Source organism: Bradyrhizobium sp. BWC-3-1 (assembly GCF_032917965.1).
In the GTDB taxonomy this organism is placed as follows: domain Bacteria; phylum Pseudomonadota; class Alphaproteobacteria; order Rhizobiales; family Xanthobacteraceae; genus Bradyrhizobium; species Bradyrhizobium canariense_D.
On sequence record NZ_CP136625.1, the window covers coordinates 2,392,514 to 2,411,976 of the forward strand.

The window sequence follows — 19,463 nt, forward strand, 5'->3', positions numbered from 1 at the left end:
AGGGGCTGTTCCGGTACGTCTGAGGCCCTGCGGCTCAGGCAAGGCCCGCATCCGGTTTGGCCGAGGGGAGACCCGTGCAGACGACGCTGCTCGGATTGGCGATTGCCTTTATCTTAGCGCTGCTGGCCGCTCTGATCGGACCGTACTTCGTCGACTGGAACCAGTTCAGGCCCCAGTTCGAAGCAGAGGCCGGCAGGATCATCGGCGTGCCGGTGCGGGTGGCGGGCGAGCTCGACGCGCGGCTGTTGCCGGCGCCGACGCTGCGGCTGCGCGCGGTCACCTTCGGCGGCAACAACGATCTCGGCCGCCTGCGCGCCGACAAGCTCGACGTCGAATTCAGCCTGAGCTCGCTGATGCGCGGCGAATGGCGCGCCACCGAGCTTTCGGTCAACGGCATGGCGGTCGATCTCGGTCTCGACGCGCGCGGGCGGGTCGATTTGCCGTCCACGGCGAGCGGCAGCTTCAATCTGGCATCGCTGGCGATCGAGCGGCTGAACCTCACCGGCCGCATCGCCCTGCATGATGCCGCCAGCCATTCGACACTGGAGCTCAACGACATCGCTTTCTCCGGCGATGTGCGCTCGCTGGCCGGCTCGGTCCGGGGCGACGGCAGTTTTGCCCTCAGCGGCGTGCGCTATCCGTTCCGCGTCTCCTCCGGCCCGAGCGCCGACGGCAACGCCACCCGCCTCCACCTCAACATCGATCCCGGCGAGCGCGCGATCCTCGCCGATCTCGAAGGCGTGCTCGCCTTCGACAACCGCCTGCCGAAATTCGAGGGCGCGCTGACGTTCGCCGTGCCGGCGCCGAAGAAGCCGGGCGAGGCGGGGCCGATGCCCTGGAAGCTCACGACGAAACTCAAGGCTGATCCGGCCGGCGCCAAGTTCGAGCAGGTCGACGCCAGCTTCGGGTCCGAAGACTCCGCGCTGAAGCTCGGCGGCGTCGGCGATATCAGTTTCGGGGCTTCGCCGCTGCTGCGTGCGGTGCTGTCGGCGCGCCAGGTCGATGCCGACAAGCTGACCGGCAAGGATGAGCCGCAGCGCATCCTTCCGGCGCTCCGCGCAGGCCTCGCCGCAATCCCGCAGGCGCCGATCCCGGCACAGATCGAGTTCAACTCCGACCAGATCATGCTCGGCGCACGGCCGCTCCAGAACATCACGGCCGAGCTTGCGACCGACGGACGATCCTGGACCTTCCAGCGGCTCGAGCTGCGCGCGCCGGGACAGACGCAGCTCTCGCTCAACGGCGCGACGCCCGGTGCCGACAGCTTCAGCGGCCGTCTCAGCGTCGATTCCTCCGATCCCGATACGCTAGTGGCCTGGCTCCAGGGCCGCAGCGAGGTCAACCGCCGCAGCACGCGGCCGCTGCGCCTTGCCGGTGACGTGACCATCGCCGCCAACCATTTCGCCATCGACAGGCTGAAGGCCGAGATCGACGGCGGCGCGGTCGAAGGCCGCATCGCTTTCGTCCAGACCGGCGCGAGCAAGGGCTCGCGGATCGACGCGGAGCTCAAGGCCGACCGCCTTGACCTCGATGCGGCCGCAAGTTTTGTGCGCGCGCTTTCGGGATCGCAGGGCGAATGGCCGGAGGAAGCGAAGCTGTCGCTCGATATCGGCCGCGCGATCTCGGCCGGGCAGGAGCTGCGGCCGTTCACCGCGAAACTCGGCTACGGCCCCGCATCGCTCTCGCTGGAGCAGTTGCGGTTCGGCCAGGCCAGTGGCGTGACCACGGAAGCAAGTGGCAGCTTCGACCGCGCCAAGGCCACGGGCAAGCTCGCGCTGAAATCCTCCGCCAATTCGCTGCGCGATCTCACTGCACTGCTCGAGCCGTTTGCGCCATCGGTGCGCGCGCGCTTCGACGCCATCCCGTCGCTGCCGGGTGCGACCCGCCTGAAGCTCGACCTCAGCCTCGACAAGAACGCCGAGCACGCCGATCGCAACGACGCGCGCGCTGTCCTCGAACTCGACGCGCCGCAGCTCAAGGCCACCGCGACGCTGGCTGCGCAGACGCCGGTGGCCGCCGTCAACGGCATCGACGTCGACCGCTTGCGCAACAGCGACTTCACGCTGGACTCGAAAGTCGCGACACCGCAAGCCAGTGCACTGCTGGCGTTGCTCGGGCTCGATCGCGTGGTGGCCGCAGGCGAGGGCGCTTCGCAGTTCGAAGGCCGCTTGAGCGGCGCGTGGCGCCATCAGCTGCAATTGAATGCCAAGCTTAGCGGCGGCGGGCTGGATGCGGACGCACAAGGCAACGTCGAATTGTCGGAGCCGAAAGGCAGCGTAAATTTGCGCGTGCGCAACGCCAATCTGGGGCCGCTGTTCGGGACCAGCCCGGCCGATAAATCGGTGCAGAGCGTCAATCTGTCCTCGCGCGTCGGCCTCTCCGGCAACCGCCTGACCTTCAACGATCTCGAGAGCACCCTGGCCGGCTCGCATTTGCGCGGTCATCTGGCGGTGACGCTCGATCAGGAGAAGACCGTCGACGGCGAAGTCGGCCTCGATACGCTCGACCTCGTGCCCGCGCTCGCGATGGCCATCGGCGCGGCCGGACACGATGCCAATGCGCCGCTGAGTGCCGGGCTTCTCGGCGGCTGGCGCGGCCGCGTCGCCTTCCAGGCGTTGCACGGCACGTTGCCCGGCGGCATCGAGCTGCGCCCCTTCGGCGGTACGGTCCGGAGCGACGGTCAGTCGCTCGCGCTCGACGCAATGAAGGGCGGCGTCGGCGGCGGCGAGATGTCGGCGAGCCTTGATGCGCGCAATGGCGCCAATGGTCTGACGCTCAACGCGCGCATCGAGCTCGGCAATGTCGACGCGGCGGCGCTGCGCTACCGCGACCTCGCGCTGCCGAAGGGACGAGCCTCGGCGCAGATGGCGCTGACCAGCCAGGGCCGTAGCGTCGCGGCGCTCACCGGTGCGCTCGCCGGCAACGGTACGGTGACGCTCGAATCCGCTGAAATCTCCGGCCTCAATCCACGCGCCTTCGAAATCGCCATCCGCGCCAGCGACGGCGGCCAAATTGCCGACGACAATCGGCTGCGGCAGCTGGTCGAGCCCGCGCTGTCGGCGGGTCCGATTGCAGTGGCCTCGGCGCAGATCCCGTTCACGATCCGGGACGGGCGCCTGCGCGTCGGCGCAACGTCGCTAGAGGCGAAGAACGCGCGTGCCATCGTCTCCGGCGGTTACGACATCCCCGCCGACCAGGCCGACATCCGTGCCAGCCTGACGCCGATCATGACCGGGCTCTCCGGCGCGCCGCCCGAAATCCAGCTGTTCGCGGCCGGTCCCCCCGACAGGCTCAATCGCACCGTCGATCTTGGGCCGCTGTCGTCGTGGCTCGCGGTACGCACGATCGATCGCGAGACGCGCCGGCTGGACGCCATCGAGCGCGGCGAGCCGCCGCCGGCCACCGCCGCGTTGCCGACGCTGGTGTCGCCCGAACCGGCGCCGGAGCCGTCGCTCACGGATGTGCCGATGCCCGGCCGCGATCCGCGCCGTGCGCCGCCGCCGAAGCCCAAGTCCGATATCAGGGTTGCGCCGACGCCAAAGGCGCCGCAGGCCGCTCCCGCGGCACCAAGCCCGCCGCTTGCAAGCACGCAGATCGCGCCGCTGCCTCCGCCGATCGACGTCAGGCCGGCCCCGGGCCCGCCGCCCGCAAAGCCCAAGCCAAAGCCGCCGCTGGTGCTGACGCCGTCAAATCCGTAGGCGATAGTCCGTCATGCCCGGGCTTGTCCCGGGCATCCACGTTCTCCGTCCCAGGCGGTGAGACGTGGATGGCCGGGACAAGCCCGGCCATGACGCCGGAGAGACACCCTCACCCCAACCCTCTCCCGCAAGCGGGAGAGGGGGCGCAGCTTCCTCGTGACGTACCGGTAAACTCATTCTCTCGCTTTTTATCGAATTTTCCGCGGCAAAACTGATCTGCCGACTTTACCGGATTCTCGCGTTTGTTCCCTAGCCTCTGTTCCCAGAGGAACTCGGCGTCCTGCCGGCACAAGCAGGATGGCCAGCCAAGAACTGGGGTCATCGGGATGAACGGCGCGACAACACTTCTGCAGGATCTGGACGACGCAATCGCACGCGGCACCGACGAAAGCCGGACCAAGGCGTTGTGGCATGCGACCGACATTCTGATCACCGGTCGCTACAGCGACGACGAGATCAGCACGTTCGGCGAAGTCATCGGCCGGCTCGCCGACGAGATCGAGGTCGCCGCACGGGTGCAGCTCTCCGAGGTGATGGCAGCCTGCGATCACGCTCCGCTCAATGTCGTTGCGCAACTCGCGATCGCCGACGAAATCGAGGTCGCCGGTCCCGTGCTGCGCGATTCCAATCGTATCGACGAGAAGCTGCTGGTCGAGAGCGCCATGACCAAGAGCCAGTCGCATCTGCTCGCGATCGCCCAGCGCAAGTCGATCGGCGAGGCCGTCACCGACGTGCTGGTCAAGCGCGGCGACCAGGAGGTCGTGACGTCGGTCGCCAAAAACGAGGGCGCGCGCTTTTCAGGTTCGGGTCTGCTCCACATGGTCCGCCGCGCCGAGGGTGACTCGATTCTCGCCGAGCAGCTTGGCCTGCGCAAGGACGTGCCGCGTCACATCTTCCAGCAACTGATCTCGAAGGCGTCGGAGGACGTCCGTCGCCGGCTCGAGCACGAGCGCCCGGAAATGATGGCGCAGATCCAGAGCTCGGTAAGCGACGTCACCGGCGATCTGCAGTCCAAGTTCGGCCCGTCCTCGCGCAGCTATTTCGTTGCCAAGCGCGTGGTGACGACGCAGTACCGGCAGGGCAACCTCAACCAGGACTCGATCTCGAACTATGCTCGCCAGCACCGGTCCGACGAGGTGCAGATCGGCCTGTCGCTGTTGTCGTCGCTGCCGGTCGACGTGATCGAGCGTGCGATGATGGACCGCAATCGCGAGATGATCCTGGTGCTGTGCAAGGCGCTCGACTTCTCCTGGGACACCACCATGTCGCTGCTGTTCCTCGGCGCCAAGGATCATCTGATCACGGCGCGCGAGCTCCACGACAACGAGCGCGATTTCGGCAAGCTCAAGATCGAGACCTCGCGCAGCGTCTTGAAGTTCTACCAATCGCGCAAGACCGGCACCGATCCCGTCACGGGTCGTCAGCCCGAGCTGCAGGTGCACTGAGCGGTACACCGAACAGGTACACCGAGCATCATCCGGGAATTGGCAGGGAGTATTTTCAATGTTGCCTCAATTCGGCACCGCAGTTCGCAAGAAGAACCTCAACAACGCCGCAGCCGGCGAGATCGGCGGCGGAGCAGCGGACCAGGCCTCGGTCGATGCGGCATGGCTCGTGCTGGAAGCCGCCAACGACCTCGGCGACCATGCCGCGATCGAGGCTTGCCGCCGCGTCATCGACGCCGAGCTGAACGGCACGGCGGCCGGCAGCGCGGATGTCGATCTCGTGCTCGGGTATTTCAGGTAAGACTCCGCGGGCGTCCGCTCCATCCGCGCGATAGCGGCTGTTTCCACACCGTCATTGCGAGCGCAGGGCACCGCCGTCGCTCCTTCAACGGCACATTAACGCGCCGACAGCCCCAGACCGGGCGGCCATCCCGCGAACACGCGCATCGCACGCAGCTGTGATCTCCGGAACCGGCCGACGCGGGTAACGACCGAAGCTCCCCTTCGTACAGCCTTCAGCGAGCGTAGTCTCGCAGAGCTGATGGATGTGAAACCGGGGAGACATGGTCGGATGAAAGAGTTCAACGTCGCTGAGGTCGGGGGCGGTTCCTATCGTCCTCTTGCCATTCTGCGCTGGGTCATGGTGATCATCTTCGTATCGTTTGGCATGCAGAAATTCACGCCGCAATCTGCGCAGGGCATCGCGCAGTTCATCAGCAACAGCCCGTTCATCTCCTGGCTGTCGGTGTTCGGCCTGAGGGGAGAGGCCTATGTCCTCGGTGTCGCTGAATTCGTGATTGCGGCGCTGCTCGCGGCAGGCAGCTTCAGCCCGGTTTCGTCCGCCCTCGGTTCATTCATGGGCATGGTGACCTTTGCGATCACCTGGTCGTTCTTCTTCACGACGCCCGGTGTGGTCAAATGGAGCCTTTCATCCGATCCGATGGCGTGGAATCTGACCGGCGAATTTCTGTTCAAGGACATCGTCCTGCTGTGCGTTTGCGCGGTGTTGTTTCTGGCCTCCCTGCCGCAATCGGTTGTCCGGCTGCGCACCGGGTGATCGTCAGGCCGTCTCTCACCGCCGGATCCGGTAGAGGACGCCGTTCTCGCCGTGACGGAACGTGGTTCGCTCGAGGAGATAGTTGGACTTCTCCAGAACTCGGCGCGATGCGCCATTGCCGACATAGACCAGGCCAATGAGGGACGGCAGCTCATGGTGTAACAGTCCAATATCGGTGAGTGCGGTCGCGGTCTCGCTTGCAAGGCCACGGCCCCAGAATTCGCGCTTGAACGCGTAGGCAATCTCGATCTCGTCGACATCGTCCACGAGGATATGCCTGATGCCCGCTCGCCCGGCGAATGCCCCGTCTTTCGTTCGCAGCACCCACAGACCGAAGCCATGCTGATCCCAATGCGCCATATTGGCGTCGAGATAGGTCTTCGTCTTCTCCGCCGAACGGACGCCGCCGAGATAGCGCGAAACCTCGGCATCGAGATGCAACGCGACGAGGTCGGCGAGATGATTTTCACGAAGCCTTTCGGCGCTGAGCCTCGCCGTTCTGAAATGTTCCATTGGGAACAGATAGCCGCTTCCGAGGTGGGGCGTCGAGTAACATTGACGCGGAATGACTTGGCTGGCAGTGCTTTTCACCGTTGCAAGGACGCGCTTTCAGTTGGGCGGCCGGCCCGGGGCGAATGTTCCCAAGCGGAGTGGCAATGGATTTCGAGCGCGACATAGCCAAGATCAGCGGGATCGCTGCGGTCTCGACCATCCTCGACGTGGTCAGCCGGACCACCGGCATGGGGTTTACGGCCGTTGCCCGCGTCACCGAGGACAGGTGGATCACATGTGCCTCGCGTGACGAACTTGCGTTCGGGCTGAAACCCGGTGACGAGCTCAAGGTCGAGACCACGATCTGCCATGAGATCCGGCAGAGCCGCGAGGCGGTCGTCATCGAGAATGTCAGCAAAGACGCCGGCTACTGCAAGCATCACACGCCTGCACAATATGGCTTCCAAAGCTACATCTCCGTGCCGATCATTCTGCCCGACGGTTCATTCTTCGGAACTCTTTGTGCGATCGATCCGAAGCCGCGCAAGCTTCGGACTCCCGAAGTCATCGGCATGTTCAAGCTTTTTGCCGAGCTGATCGCGTCTCATCTCGACGCGGCCGAGCGCGTCGAACTGATCGAGAACAGGCTCGCGCTGGAACAACGCAATGCGGAACTGCGCGAGCAGTTCATCGCCGTGCTCGGTCACGACCTCCGAAACCCTCTTGCCTCGATCCAGGGCGGCCTGCGGCTTCTGAACAAGAAGGTCGATGACGAGGGGAAGAACTGGATCAACCTCCTGCAGGGAAGCGTGGGCCGGATGGCGGGCCTGATCGACAATGTCATGGACTTCGCCCGCGCGCGGCTCGGCGCCGGGATGCAGCTCAAGTTGAAAGAACAGCCACTCGAGCCTGTCATCAGGCAAATCGTCGCGGAGTTCGAGAACGTGCACCCGGATCGCGTCATCGAAACGGTCGTCAACGTTCCGGGACCTGTGAGAATCGACGCCGACCGCATAGGTCAGATGCTGTCCAATCTTCTCGGCAACGCGATTTCCTATGGCGCCGCCGACAAGCCGATCAGGGTGCTGGCGCAGACGACCGGCGCTGGCTTTGATCTCAGCGTTGCCAACAAAGGCGCGCCAATTCCGGCTGATGCGATCCCGCGCCTTTTCACTGCGTTCGATCGCGGCGACGTTCTGCCGAACCAGAAAGGGCTTGGGCTCGGACTGTACATTGCCCAAGAGATCGCGCGCGCCCATGGCGGGTTGATCGTCGCGTCGTCGATGCGAGATGAAACGGTGTTCACCGCGACGTTTCCGGCGAGCCCGGCCCGCGGCTGAGAAGGCGTGCTACGCCGGCCTAGCTTGCCGTCACGAAGCGTCGCGCCAATTCTCCGACAATACCATCATGCGCCTGTTTTGCGCGACGGTGCAACCGGCGAACAGCTGATAGCGCTGATTGTGCGAGGCTCTTTCCGGATGCGGTCCGGCGATTTTCTTGCGGGCAAGGCATTGTGCCTCTTCAGAGAGAGAGCTGCACGAAAACGTCCAGAGGATGTGAATTGGTTCACACACACGTGGTCGCTCCGGATTTACGGTACGCCTAATTCCGCGTAGAGCGGCCCGTTCGAACTATCTCGCTCAAGAGGGAGTTCAGGCTATGGCTAGCATCGTGTTGGGAATTGTCATTTCCATTTTACTATCGACACAAGCCTCCGCAGATCAGGTCCGTGACGCCGCGTCCGACCTGGTTCCTTCGCTGGTGCGCTGGTCCATCACGTTGTTGGGCCTGGTGGTGGCAGGCCGGTTGGCCTGGCAGGCTTTTGGCCGCGCGGTCAACATTGCCGAAGTCCCGACTTTCCCGCGATACATGACGACCCGGCAGCAGTATCGATTGGGCGGGTTCATCTTTGTCGTATTCTCATGCGGCTTCTTCCTTCTTCTCATCCATGAGAACCGCGACGTCATTGCCCTGGCGCCGCTGGTTCCTGCATTTCCAGTAGCCTTCATAGAGGCTGCGAAAAGTCAGTCTGCTCCGTACCTGACCGTCGTCGCCGCAATGGGGATCGTGTATCTGTTCCTCCTGACGAAGGAGGCTCAATGGAACGTCCTGCTGATGGTGCGCGATGTGATCCAGAGCTGGATCAGCGTGCCTCAGCTCGCGAAGCAGATCATGGCGCAAATCCGCTTTTCGCTGCGTGTGCCGCAGGAGGTGCTCTCGAAAGTCATCGCGAATTCTCCAGATGTCGTCGATCAGGACTTCCGCAAGGATCCGAACACCCCGGATCGGATGTGGGCGGAAATCTGTTACATGAAATGGTGGCTGACGCAGGGACGCGACACCGGAGATGACGCCACCTTCTTCACCGAGGACAGCTTTGGTTTCGACAAGCTGATGGCAGACTTCCAGCAGGGGGCGCCGACGATGAGCCAGTGGAAGGCTGGGACGTTGACGGGCCTTGCTGCGCCCCAGGCCACGCAACTGATCAAGGACCTCTACAACCGATTTGCCAGGCTTGTCGCGTGTTACCTGATCTATCGCAACGGCTCCCGCATCGACCTGCGCAATGAGGCCAGCAAATTCGGCATCGAAATCGATGCGCCCATTCACGACAATCCGCTACGGTACTGGATCGTCTATATCATTGCCTTGATCTGCTCCGTTTATCTGGGCGTGACCATTTCGGCCGTGATTTATGACGTGCTGCAAGGCAGAGGCGTCGTCTGGGCGCAGGACCCCAATCGCTCGATTGCATGGGTCATGTATTCGCTTTGCAATTATGGATTGGCAATCGTCGTCGTTCTCTTGCTTCGATTTGCGATGTCATCTCTGGGAAGCGATTCAGATCAGTCCCACCTCACCACTTATTGCTGGAGCTTCCTGGTCGCGCTCGCCGTAGGGCCCGCTGGTCTGACGTTGGCCGTGCATAACTTTGGCGAGGGCAATTTGCGGGAAATGTCCCTTGCCAGCCTTTACTTTGCGATGTTGCGGTGGGGCCTCGGGCCGGCGCTCGTGACAGTCTATATTTCGTACTATCTCGACAGGCAGAGTTGCTCCGATCTGCCGGACATCGACAATTCGATGCGAACGGTCGCGTGGCGACTGTTCAATTGCTTCGGCTTTGCGGCAACCAATGTGTTGTTGCTTCTGCCCCAACTGCTGTCGCTGATGGCACAGGAGGGGGCAATCTGGGAAACCAATAAGCTGCGCTTCATTGCGGCTGGGACGACGTTCTGCCTGGCATTCGGCCTCGCATTGGCCGCGCAGTTCGCGCTCAAGAAGGAGCGGATTGGAACGGTGCTGGCGCATAAACCGGCTTGACGCCAGATATGGTCGGTCGTGGCGATGATGGCATCATGCTCCTGTTTTGCCCGACGGAGCAACTGGCGCAGCCCTGCGGCCGGACGATTTTCGCCCAAGTGTAAGTCATTGATTTCACAACACCCGTCTACTGTGCATGGGGTTGTTTTCGCAGTTTTTTGTTTGGGGCCTACCCCGCCCCGAACGCGACCGCGACATTGTAGGTCAGAAGGCTCGCGGCATAGGCCAGCACCAGCATGTAGAAGAAGGTGACGGCCATCCAGGTCCAGCTTCCGGTCTCGCGCCGGATCACGGCCAGCGTCGATGCGCATTGCGGGGCAAAGATGTACCAGGCAAGCATCGACAGCGCGGTCGCGAGCGACCATTTCGTCGCCAGCACCTGGCCGATCTGCTCGGCCGCTTCCTTGCCGCCTTCGATCGCATAGACGGTGCCGAGCGCCGCGACCGCGACCTCGCGCGCTGCCATGCCGGGGATCAGCGCGACCGCGATCTGCCAATTGAAGCCGACCGGCGCCAGCAGCGGCTCGAGCGCCTTGCCGATGATCGCAGCGAGGCTGAAATCGATCGCCGGTTCGGTGGCGCCTGCGGGCGGCTGCGGGAACGAGGCCAGGAACCAGATCAGCACCATCATCGAGAAGATCGTGGTGCCGGCGCGGTGCAGGAACATCTTGGCCCGCGTGTAGACGCCGATCGCGATCGATTTCAGCCGCGGCATCTTGTAGTCCGGCAGCTCCAGCATGAACGGCGCCGGCGCATAGTCGCGCAGCATGAAGAATTTGATGAGAAACGAGACCAGCAGCGCGCTGATGATGCCGGCAGCGTAGAGGCCGAACATCACGAGGCCCTGGAGGTTGATGAAGCCCCAGACGTCTTTGGCCGGAATGAAGGCGGAGATGATCAGCGTGTAGACGGGAATGCGCGCCGAGCAGGTCATCAGCGGCGCGATCAGGATCGTGGTCAGCCGGTCGCGCTTGTTGTCGATCACGCGCGTCGCCATGATGCCGGGGATGGCGCAGGCGAAGCTCGACAGCAGCGGAATGAAGGCGCGGCCGTGCAGGCCGGCGCCGCCCATGATGCGGTCCATCAGGAACGCGGCGCGCGCCATGTAGCCGAAATCTTCCAGCAGCAGGATAAACAGGAAGATGATGATGATCTGCGGCAGGAACACGACGACGCTGCCGACGCCTGAGATCACGCCGTTCTGAAGGAAGCTCTGCAGCAGGCCTGCGGGTAAGGTCGCGTGCACGAACTCGCCGAGGGAGTCGAAGCCGGAATTGAGCAACTCCATCAGCGGCTGCGCCCAGGCGAACACCGCCTGGAACATCACGAACAGGATCGCCGCGAGCACGATCAGCCCCCCGACGGGATGCAGCACGACCGCGTCGATCCGCGCCGTCCAGGTGTCGGGCCGGCTGGGCAGGCTGACGCAGTCGGCGATGATGCGGTCGGCTTCGCGCTGGGTGGCGCGCAAGTCGGCCACGCTGAGCGCCCGCCAATTGTTCTCTCCCGGCTCGGCGGCGAGCTTTGCCGAAATCTCGTCGGTCAGCGACAGCAGGTCGGCCGTGCCGCCCTTGCGCACCGCGATCGAGGTGACCACGGGCACGCCGAGCTCCTTGGCGAGCCGCTCGACGTCGACAGTGATGCCGCGGCGGGTCGCGATGTCGAACATGTTGAGCACGAGGATCATCGGCCGGCCGGTGCGCTTGAGCTCCAGCAGCAGGCGGATGGTCAGGCGCAGATTAGTCGAGTCCGCCACGCACAGCACGAGGTCGGGCACGATCTCGCCGGTGGCCTTGCCGAGCACGAAGTCCCGGGTGATCTCCTCGTCCGGGCTCCGTCCGCGCAGCGAATAGGTGCCCGGCAGGTCGACCACGGAGACCTGGCGTCCCAAGGGCGTGACGAAGAAGCCTTCCTTGCGCTCGACGGTGACGCCGGGATAGTTCGCGACCTTCTGCCGGCTGCCGGTCAGCGCATTGAACAGCGAGGTCTTGCCGCTGTTTGGCGTGCCGACCAGGGCGAGATGCAGCAGGGGTGCTTCCATGGAATTGGGGTCCGGTCGCTTCAGGCGACAATAATGGCCATGGCTTCGCGACGGCGGACCGCGATGGTGATGCTGTCGACCCGCACGGCGATCGGGTCGCGGCCGACCAACCCCTCGTGCAGGATCTCGACCCGCGCGCCCTCGACGAAGCCGAGCTCGATCAGCCGACTCTCGAGTTCGATGTCCGAGAGTGCCGAGCCTGCGTCCTTGGGGGAAAGGTGCTGGATGACGCCGGTATAGCCGCGCTGGGCCAGGCCCAGCGGCATCTGCGGACGCGTATCATGGATGTCGGTCATGCCCTGTATTTTCAACGCAGGGCATCGAGGTCAAGCGCGCTCGGTCGCTGAAACTGCACCTTAGAGTGATTTTAAAGTACCAGCTTCGTGACAGAAGCGATCGGCGCCAGGATCGGCATCAAGGATCGGCGCAAAGACGGCTACTGGGCCGGGACCTTTTCCGCCTGGATGGCGGCCATGGCGCGGCTCTTGAAGTAGTCGAGCACGAACAGGCGGATCGCCGAGGACAGATTGCCCTGCTGGCGGTTGCTGTCGATCTCGCCGACCAGCTCGGACAGCGTCATGTTGCGCAGGCCCGAGATCTCCTTCATGCCGTTCCAGAACGCCTCTTCCAGGCTGACACTGGTCTTGTGGCCGGCGACGACGATCGACCGTTTCACGACGGGCGACTTCATGGCTGCTCCTCGCAATCGATCCGGTGCTGGTCCAGGTGCGTCTTCGCCTGATCCGCGCGCGTCTCCTCCGCCGACCGCTCCGCCTTCGTGCGGCCGAACTTCGTTCGGTTGGCGTCCGCCTGCTTCGCCGTGGCTTCCCGCTCGGCGCGCTTCCGGAAACGATTCAGGTTGATGACGTTCGCCATGTCGCGTCTCCATCATCCGATCCTCCGTGGGCAGGATGAAACATTCAGAAACTGTGCGCCGAATTGCGCCCGATGAGACTTGATCGCCATTCGCTTGTCCTCGTCAATCGACCCTTGGGCCATCAAACGATGAATTCCGCCCCGTGGGGGCGGAGGGGCTACGTAACACGCAATCCCGCCGCGACATTGACGGTAATCAAATCCCGTCCTTTAAGCCCTACATTTAATGGAGCTAGGGGCTCCGTATCATTACGGATGGCTATCGGAATTCGGAATTTATCCCGGGCTGGTCATCTTCTCGGGGCGCACCAGGCGGTCGAATTCCTCGCTTGAGACGAAGCCAAGCCGCAGCGCCTCTTCCTTCAGGGTGGTGCCGTTGGCATGCGCCGTCTTGGCCACCTTGGCCGCGTTGTCGTAGCCGATCTTGGGGGCGAGCGCCGTCACCAGCATCAGCGAGCGCTGCATCAGTTCCTTGATGCGCTTCTCGTCGGCGCGGATGCCGCTGACGCAATGCTCGGTGAAGGAGCGCGCGGCGTCCGCCATCAGCCGGATCGAGTGCAGCATGTTGTAGGCCAGTACGGGCTTATAGACGTTGAGCTCGAAATGGCCCTGGCTGCCGGCGACCGTGATCGCGGTGTGATTGCCGAACACCTGGCAGCACACCATCGTCATCGCCTCGCACTGCGTCGGATTGACCTTGCCCGGCATGATCGAGGAGCCCGGCTCGTTCTCCGGCAGCATGAGTTCGCCGAGGCCCGAACGCGGACCCGATCCGAGCAGGCGGATGTCGTTGGCGATCTTGAACAGGCCTGTCGCGACCGAATTGATGGCGCCGTGCGCCGATACATAGGCGTCGTTCGAAGCCAGCGCCTCAAATTTGTTGGCCGCGCTGGTGAACGGCAGCTTGGTAATCCCGGCAACGTGCTTTGCGAACAGTTTTGCAAAGCGCGGCTTCGAATTGAGGCCGGTGCCGACGGCGGTGCCGCCCTGCGCCAGCGGATAGAGCTCCTTCACCGCGACCTTGAGCCGGGCGATGCCGCTTTCGACCTGTGCGGCATAGCCGGAAAATTCCTGGCCGAGCGTCAACGGCGTCGCGTCCTGGGTGTGGGTGCGGCCGATCTTGACGATCTTTGCGAACTCCTTCTCCTTCTTGCGCAGTGCACGCAGCAATTCGCCAAGGGCAGGGACCAGATCGGCGGTAATGCGGCTTGCCGCCGCGATATGCATCGCGGTCGGGAACGAGTCGTTCGACGACTGGCTCATGTTGACGTGATCGTTGGGATGCACCGGCTTCTTGGCGCCAAGCTCGCCGCCCAGGATCTCATTGGCGCGGTTGGCGATGACCTCGTTGAGATTCATGTTGCTCTGGGTGCCCGAGCCGGTCTGCCACACCACCAGCGGAAAATGATCGTCCAGCTTGCCCTCGATCACCTCGCGCGCAGCGCGGATGATGGCGTTGGCGCGGCGCTGGTCGAGCAAACCGAGCTCCTGGTTGGACTGCGCTGCGGCGAGCTTGACGATGCCGAGCGCATGCACGAGCGAGATCGGCATGCGATCGATGCCGATGCGAAAATTCTGGCGCGAGCGTTCGGTCTGCGCGCCCCAATAACGATCGGCGAGGACCTCGATCGGGCCGAAGCTGTCGGTCTCGGTGCGGGTCGCCGGGCGCGAGGAGCCGTCGGTCTTCGAGGGGGAAGTCTTCGAGAGGGAAGTTTTGGCCATGAGCACATCCATTCCGCCGCGCGAAATGCCGCGCGGCCTCATCATGTGCCTCTATATAGGGAGTTTGGCCGCCTGCGACGGGCGCCGACCCGATCTAGATCATTTCTTGCGGAAACGATCCAATCGCACGACTTCGGCGCCGCCCTGGTTCGGAGCCGCCGGCTCCTCAGTGCCTTCCGCAGGGTCAGTGGCAGGGGCCACCGCGACCGCGGACGGGGCGGGAGCGGCCGGCAAGGTCTCGGCCGAGACGTCGGCGACATCGGAGGTGTCGAACTGGAGGCCGAATTTCACGGACGGATCAAGGAAGCTCTTGATGGCGCTGAACGGCACGATCAGCCGCTCCGGAATGCCGCCGAAAGACAGGCCGACCTCGAAGCGGTCCTCGAGCACGGTCAAATCCCAGAACTGGTGCTGCAGGATGATCGTCATCTCTTCTGGATATTGGGCCAGCAGCCGCGACGACAGCTTCACGCCCTCCGCCTTCGACACGAAGGTGATGAAGAAATGATGCTCGCCGGGTAGTCCCTGGGACGCGGCGTCGGTCAGCACCTTGCGCAACACGCCGCGCAGCGCGTCGCGGGCCAGCACATCGTATCGGATATGATCGGTCGCCATGGTGGTCCTGTTGCATTCCAGGAGCTGGGCCCTGCCGGCCCGACTCGCCAAGTCGCAATAGTACCGCGCCTGACGGGTCAGCAGGAGTCCCCGCGGGGTAGGAAATAAGAGGTAAGTGGAGGCTTCTGTTGCCAGGTGCCTCCGAACCCCGCCTAACGGAGCTTAACCCGTTAGGACTTCAGAATGGTCTTTCAAACTGCGTTACGCAGCCTGAGCAACCGGAGCAAAGTTGTCGTTGGCAACTATTGCATAGCCCGATAACGGCGGAACAATACCGGGAAAAAGAACGCCCTTTACGCCCTCGTCGATCCTATTTCGCCCCCGCCAAAGCCCGCTTTCAGGGCCAGCCCGCTGGTGGGCTTTGGTGGAGGCGCCGGGTACCGCCCCCGGGTCCGAATGGTTTATTGCGACGACCGTTTATTTCCATAGCCGGCGAACCGGCACTCCCAATATAGGGGGCAAACGTTTCAAATAACAGGTGTTTCGAGCGATCATTCCGAGGTTCCCTCTGGATAGGTTCCCGGCAGGCTTGGCCGCCTGCCGGCCGGCGTTCTAAGCTCCTGACATGTCCGAGGATTCCGCACCGGTCGCGCAACAACCAGTTCAAGAGCCGGACGGTCCAGCCACCAGCGCCGTTCCGCCGGGCTTGCTCGCGCTGTTCCTCGCCTTCGCCAGGATGTCGCTGGCGGGCTTCGGAGGGGTTTTGGTATTCGCCCGGCAGGCCATCGTCGAGCAGCACCGCTGGATGACGGCGGACGAGTTCAACGAGACTTTTGCGCTCTGCCATTTCCTGCCCGGGCCCAACATCGTCAATCTCTCGATGGTGTTCGGCGCGCGGCTGCGCGGGATCGCCGGCGGCATTGCCGCCTTTGCAGGGCTGTTGCTGCCGCCCACGCTGATCATGACGGTGCTCGCGATCATCTACGCCCGGTTCGGCGATGTGGACGTGCTGCGCCGCATCCTCGCGGGCATTTCCTGTGCGGCCGTCGGCCTCTTGATCGCGGTGGTCTTCCGGATGATGACGCCGCTGCTCAAGCGGCTGGACGCCTTGGCGCTCATCCTGATGCTGGGCGTGTTCCTCGCCATCGGCGTCCTTCGCCTGCCGCTCCAGGCCGTGCTTTTGGTCGCGATCCCCGTCAGCGTCGGCGCCACTTTCCTGATGCGGCGGAAGGTAGCAGCATGAACGCGGAGAACCCGATCTGGGGGCTGATCTCGACCTTCGGTCTGATGTCGCTGTTCGCGGTCGGCGGTGCCGCGGCGGCGGTGCCCGAGATGCACCGCATCGCGGTCGATGTGCATCACTGGATGACCGACAAGCAGTTCGCCGATGCCTATGCGATCGCGCAGCTCTCACCAGGTCCGAATGTGCTTATCGTCACGTTGATCGGCTATGCTGTCGCCGGCATCCCCGGCGCCCTGGCGGCGACTTTGGCCATGTGCCTGCCCACCGCGTTGCTTGCCTATTATGTCAGCCGGCTCCTCAACCGGCCGAACCAATCGCGCTGGCCCGGGCTGATCCAGGCTGCACTGGTTCCGCTCTCGATCGGCCTGATGGCGGCGAGCGCCCTGATCCTCGCCGAGTCGACCGATCGTACGCTTGCTGCGCTAATTCTGACCGCGACGGTTGCAGTGGTCGCATCCGTCTCGCGCATCAATCCACTATGGATTTTGCTCGTCGGGGGCTTGTTGGGTTTTGCTGGCATTGTGTAATGAAAATGGCTAGGCAGGGATCCGGGCGGGGGCATCGATTTCCAGCCGATTAGAACAACAGTGCTCGTGGCTTACGGGTCGCGGAGGAGACATGCATGGCCGATACGATGGGCCACTCGGCGACAGCCAACCGAAACACCTCGGTGGTGATCAGCTTTTGTCTGCTGGCCATAGCGCCGCAGATTTTCGAATTCATCTGGTCGTTCGGGACGATCTTTGGCTGGGGCGCTGGACGCGGGCCGGCCGCCGTCGTCATCAGCCACGCGACTGCGCTGCTCGCGGGGGCGCCCGGCGCGTTGCTCGGGGCGGTCGGCGGTGACACCAAGAAGGCGTCATCCGATGTGCTGCTGGCGCTGATCTATTCCTATCCGATCTTTGCGGTGGCGATTCTCACGTTCTTCATGACGATCAGGTCCGCGCAGGACTATGTCGGCGGAATCGTGCTGATGGCGCTCGCCTTGTTCGCACTGTGGGCCTCTAGCGATTTGCAGGGGATGCGGGGCTTCTCCTTTGGCGCCGGCACGGCGCCGCGGATGTTTGGCGGGCTCCTCGTCGCACTTGGCGCCGGCATCGCGTTGACGGGGCTGCTGACCGACGGGCCCAGCATGGCGCACTATGCCTGGCGTGGGCCGCTCTTCGTGATGTTCTCGATCGTCTTCTTCGCGCTGGCGATTCGTCCGCTTGGGGTGGTGGTAACGGCGTTCGCAAGCTTCATGATCGCGGCGATGGGTACGCATGAGACACGCTGGGTCGAAGCGCTCATTGTCGGCGCCTGCCTGACGCTCGGCTGCGCGCTGCTCTTCCCCTACGTGCTAGGCCTGCCGATGCCGATGTTCCCGCGCTTCCTGGTTCAGTGAGGGTGTGATGTTCGATCTCTTCCACAATCTGGGCCTTGGTTTCGGTGTGGTGTTTCAGATCTCCTGGTGGTCACCCTGGTGGCTCTACGGTCTGTCGCTCCCGATCTCGATCAATATTCTCATGTGCCTGATTGGCGCATTGGTTGGCACACTGGTCGGCGTGCTGCCCGGTATCGGCACCGTCGCAACCGTGGCGATGCTCCTGCCGATCACGTTCGGATTGCCGCCGGTCGGCGCGCTGATCATGCTCGCCGGCATCTATTATGGTGCCCAGTACGGCGGCTCCACCACCTCGATCCTGGTCAATATTCCCGGTGAGGCGACGTCGGTCGTTACCGCCATCGACGGTCACCAGATGGCGAAGCAAGGCCGTGCCGGCCCGGCGCTGGCGATCGCGGCGATCGGCTCGTTCTTCGCCGGATGCGTTGCGACCGTGCTCATCGCCGTGCTCGGTGCGCCGCTGACCAAGCTCGCTCTGGCGTTCGGCCCGGCGGAATATTTCTCGCTGATGGTGCTCGGCCTGATCTTTGCGGTGGTGCTGGCCAAGGGCTCGGTCCTGAAAGCGATCGCGATGATCGTGTTCGGCCTGATGCTGTCGATGGTCGGCTCCGACATCGAGACCGGCGCCTCGCGCATGGCGTTCAACATTCCGGAGCTTGCCGACGGTCTCGGCTTTGCGACGGTGGCGATGGGCGTGTTCGGCTTCGCCGAGATCATCCGCAACCTCGACGCCGGCGCCGAGATGAACCGCGACCTCGTGCAGCAGAAGATCACCGGCCTGATGCCGACCAGGAAAGACCTGATCGACTCGGCGCCTGCGATCCTGCGCGGCACCGTGCTCGGATCGATCCTCGGTATCCTGCCGGGCGGCGGCGCGGTCATCGCGTCCTTTGCGTCCTACACGCTCGAGAAGAAGATCGCCAAGAACCCGTCGCGGTTCGGCCGCGGTGCGATCGAAGGCGTGGCGGCGCCGGAAAGCGCCAACAATGCCGCGGCGCAGACCTCCTTCATCCCGCTGCTGACACTCGGCATCCCGCCCAATGCCGTGATGGCGCTGATGGTGGGCGCGATGACCATCCACGGCATCGTGCCCGGTCCGCAGGTGATGCAGAAGCAGCCGGAGCTGGTTTGGGGCATGATCGCCTCGATGTGGATTGGCAATCTGATGCTGATCATCATCAACCTGCCGCTGGTCGGAATCTGGGTGCGGCTGTTGCGCGTCCCTTACCGGCTGATGTTCCCCTCGATCGTGATCTTCTGCGCGATCGGCATCTACTCGGTGAACAACGCGCCGGTCGACGTCATCCTGGCAGGCGTGTTCGGTCTGGTCGGCTACTGGCTGATCAAGCACGATTTCGAGCCGGCGCCGCTGCTGCTCGGCATGGTGCTCGGACCGCTGATGGAAGAGAACCTGCGCCGCGCGCTGCTGATCTCGCGCGGCGACTGGAGCGTGTTCCTGACGCGTCCGCTGTCGGCCGTGCTGCTCGGCATCGCCGCTTTCCTCCTGGTGCTCACGGTGCTGCCGGCGTTGCGTGCCAAGCGCGACGAGGTGTTCACCGAATCCGAAAACTAGGGGCGCCGCCAGCGTCGGCGCGCCGTGACCCGAACCCAAGCCGGCAAGTTGGCCAG

17 protein-coding genes and 1 other RNA gene are annotated in these 19,463 nt (G+C 63.8%); 10 read left to right on the top strand and 8 right to left on the bottom strand.

Annotation, left to right across the window (positions count from 1 at the left end; all coding sequences use genetic code 11):
- Positions 1 to 74 precede the first annotated feature (74 nt).
- The 4 genes from RX329_RS11605 (at position 75) to RX329_RS11620 (ending at position 6,200) form a co-directional block, all read left to right on the top strand.
- Complete coding sequence (locus RX329_RS11605; RefSeq protein WP_085385112.1) at positions 75 to 3,698, top strand: AsmA-like C-terminal region-containing protein; 3,624 nt, start codon at positions 75 to 77, stop codon at positions 3,696 to 3,698.
- Between the two features lie 326 nt (positions 3,699 to 4,024).
- Positions 4,025 to 5,143: a DUF2336 domain-containing protein gene (locus RX329_RS11610; protein ID WP_085385113.1), complete on the top strand. Its 1,119-nt coding sequence runs from the start codon at positions 4,025 to 4,027 to the stop codon at positions 5,141 to 5,143.
- Positions 5,144 to 5,201: 58 nt separating this feature from the next.
- Positions 5,202 to 5,444 carry a hypothetical protein gene (locus tag RX329_RS11615; RefSeq protein WP_018454319.1) on the top strand — a complete coding sequence of 81 codons (243 nt, stop codon included), beginning with the start codon at positions 5,202 to 5,204 and terminating at the stop codon, positions 5,442 to 5,444.
- Between the two features lie 270 nt (positions 5,445 to 5,714).
- Entirely contained in the window at positions 5,715 to 6,200 is a 486-nt protein-coding gene (locus RX329_RS11620) for a YkgB family protein (RefSeq protein WP_085360657.1), read from the top strand.
- 15 nt (positions 6,201 to 6,215) lie between these two features.
- On the opposite strand, the gene RX329_RS11625 is transcribed toward RX329_RS11620, so the two are convergent.
- Positions 6,216 to 6,713 (bottom strand): GNAT family N-acetyltransferase, encoded by a 498-nt coding sequence (locus RX329_RS11625; protein ID WP_018454321.1) that lies wholly within the window; start codon positions 6,711 to 6,713, stop codon positions 6,216 to 6,218.
- A gap of 143 nt (positions 6,714 to 6,856) precedes the next feature.
- Between RX329_RS11625 and RX329_RS11630 the strand changes: the two genes are divergently transcribed.
- Positions 6,857 to 8,032 carry a GAF domain-containing sensor histidine kinase gene (locus RX329_RS11630; protein WP_018454322.1) on the top strand — a complete coding sequence of 392 codons (1,176 nt, stop codon included), beginning with the start codon at positions 6,857 to 6,859 and terminating at the stop codon, positions 8,030 to 8,032.
- Between the two features lie 319 nt (positions 8,033 to 8,351).
- A complete protein-coding gene (locus RX329_RS11635) occupies positions 8,352 to 10,013 on the top strand; it encodes a hypothetical protein (RefSeq protein ID WP_085385114.1) in 1,662 nt (553 codons plus the stop codon).
- 169 nt (positions 10,014 to 10,182) lie between these two features.
- Here the strand turns inward: RX329_RS11635 and feoB are convergent, their stop codons facing one another.
- The 7 genes from feoB to ssrA all read right to left on the bottom strand — a co-directional run bounded on the left by feoB (position 10,183) and on the right by ssrA (position 15,748).
- A complete protein-coding gene (feoB, locus tag RX329_RS11640; protein ID WP_085385115.1) occupies positions 10,183 to 12,054 on the bottom strand; it encodes a ferrous iron transporter B in 1,872 nt (623 codons plus the stop codon).
- A 20-nt stretch (positions 12,055 to 12,074) separates the two neighbouring features.
- Positions 12,075 to 12,350 carry a ferrous iron transport protein A gene (locus tag RX329_RS11645; RefSeq protein WP_018454325.1) on the bottom strand — a complete coding sequence of 92 codons (276 nt, stop codon included), beginning with the start codon at positions 12,348 to 12,350 and terminating at the stop codon, positions 12,075 to 12,077.
- Between the two features lie 140 nt (positions 12,351 to 12,490).
- Positions 12,491 to 12,745, bottom strand: a complete 255-nt coding sequence (locus tag RX329_RS11650; protein WP_018454326.1) for a ribbon-helix-helix domain-containing protein — start codon at positions 12,743 to 12,745, stop codon at positions 12,491 to 12,493.
- A complete protein-coding gene (locus tag RX329_RS11655; protein WP_018454327.1) occupies positions 12,742 to 12,930 on the bottom strand; it encodes a DUF4169 family protein in 189 nt (62 codons plus the stop codon). The genes RX329_RS11650 and RX329_RS11655 overlap by 4 nt, the downstream gene beginning before the upstream one ends.
- A gap of 276 nt (positions 12,931 to 13,206) precedes the next feature.
- A complete protein-coding gene (gene fumC, locus RX329_RS11660; RefSeq protein WP_244561280.1) occupies positions 13,207 to 14,652 on the bottom strand; it encodes a class II fumarate hydratase in 1,446 nt (481 codons plus the stop codon).
- A 99-nt stretch (positions 14,653 to 14,751) separates the two neighbouring features.
- Positions 14,752 to 15,267, bottom strand: coding sequence for an SspB family protein (locus RX329_RS11665; RefSeq protein ID WP_018454329.1), 516 nt, complete (start codon positions 15,265 to 15,267; stop codon positions 14,752 to 14,754).
- A gap of 114 nt (positions 15,268 to 15,381) precedes the next feature.
- Positions 15,382 to 15,748: a transfer-messenger RNA gene (gene ssrA / locus RX329_RS11670) on the bottom strand.
- Between the two features lie 84 nt (positions 15,749 to 15,832).
- Here ssrA and RX329_RS11675 point away from each other — a divergent pair.
- The 4 genes from RX329_RS11675 (at position 15,833) to RX329_RS11690 (ending at position 19,407) form a co-directional block, all read left to right on the top strand.
- Positions 15,833 to 16,450 (top strand): chromate transporter, encoded by a 618-nt coding sequence (locus tag RX329_RS11675; RefSeq protein ID WP_018454330.1) that lies wholly within the window; start codon positions 15,833 to 15,835, stop codon positions 16,448 to 16,450.
- A complete protein-coding gene (locus RX329_RS11680; RefSeq protein ID WP_085385116.1) occupies positions 16,447 to 16,977 on the top strand; it encodes a chromate transporter in 531 nt (176 codons plus the stop codon). Before RX329_RS11675 ends, RX329_RS11680 begins: the two co-directional genes overlap by 4 nt.
- Positions 16,978 to 17,072: 95 nt before the next feature.
- The gene (locus RX329_RS11685) at positions 17,073 to 17,834 is read left to right on the top strand and encodes a tripartite tricarboxylate transporter TctB family protein (RefSeq protein WP_018454332.1); all 762 of its coding nucleotides are present in this window, start codon (positions 17,073 to 17,075) and stop codon (positions 17,832 to 17,834) included.
- A gap of 7 nt (positions 17,835 to 17,841) precedes the next feature.
- Positions 17,842 to 19,407, top strand: a complete 1,566-nt coding sequence (locus tag RX329_RS11690; protein WP_018454333.1) for a tripartite tricarboxylate transporter permease — start codon at positions 17,842 to 17,844, stop codon at positions 19,405 to 19,407.
- Positions 19,408 to 19,463: the final 56 nt, after the last annotated feature.

Excerpts from the sequence above, each read along its gene's own strand:
- fumC (WP_244561280.1), bottom strand. The coding sequence starts at position 14,652 with ATGGCCAAAACTTCCCTCTCGAAGACTTCCCCCTCGAAGACCGACGGC.
- RX329_RS11680 (WP_085385116.1), top strand. The coding sequence starts at position 16,447 with ATGAACGCGGAGAACCCGATCTGGGGGCTGATCTCGACCTTCGGTCTG.
- RX329_RS11685 (WP_018454332.1), top strand. The coding sequence starts at position 17,073 with ATGGCCGATACGATGGGCCACTCGGCGACAGCCAACCGAAACACCTCG.
- RX329_RS11630 (WP_018454322.1), top strand. The coding sequence starts at position 6,857 with ATGGATTTCGAGCGCGACATAGCCAAGATCAGCGGGATCGCTGCGGTC.
- RX329_RS11665 (WP_018454329.1), bottom strand. The coding sequence starts at position 15,267 with ATGGCGACCGATCATATCCGATACGATGTGCTGGCCCGCGACGCGCTG.
- feoB (WP_085385115.1), bottom strand. The coding sequence starts at position 12,054 with ATGGAAGCACCCCTGCTGCATCTCGCCCTGGTCGGCACGCCAAACAGC.
- RX329_RS11655 (WP_018454327.1), bottom strand. The coding sequence starts at position 12,930 with ATGGCGAACGTCATCAACCTGAATCGTTTCCGGAAGCGCGCCGAGCGG.
- RX329_RS11620 (WP_085360657.1), top strand. The coding sequence starts at position 5,715 with ATGAAAGAGTTCAACGTCGCTGAGGTCGGGGGCGGTTCCTATCGTCCT.
- RX329_RS11675 (WP_018454330.1), top strand. The coding sequence starts at position 15,833 with ATGTCCGAGGATTCCGCACCGGTCGCGCAACAACCAGTTCAAGAGCCG.
- RX329_RS11610 (WP_085385113.1), top strand. The coding sequence starts at position 4,025 with ATGAACGGCGCGACAACACTTCTGCAGGATCTGGACGACGCAATCGCA.
- RX329_RS11625 (WP_018454321.1), bottom strand. The coding sequence starts at position 6,713 with ATGGAACATTTCAGAACGGCGAGGCTCAGCGCCGAAAGGCTTCGTGAA.
- RX329_RS11635 (WP_085385114.1), top strand. The coding sequence starts at position 8,352 with ATGGCTAGCATCGTGTTGGGAATTGTCATTTCCATTTTACTATCGACA.
- RX329_RS11650 (WP_018454326.1), bottom strand. The coding sequence starts at position 12,745 with ATGAAGTCGCCCGTCGTGAAACGGTCGATCGTCGTCGCCGGCCACAAG.
- RX329_RS11615 (WP_018454319.1), top strand. The coding sequence starts at position 5,202 with ATGTTGCCTCAATTCGGCACCGCAGTTCGCAAGAAGAACCTCAACAAC.
- RX329_RS11645 (WP_018454325.1), bottom strand. The coding sequence starts at position 12,350 with ATGACCGACATCCATGATACGCGTCCGCAGATGCCGCTGGGCCTGGCC.
- RX329_RS11690 (WP_018454333.1), top strand. The coding sequence starts at position 17,842 with ATGTTCGATCTCTTCCACAATCTGGGCCTTGGTTTCGGTGTGGTGTTT.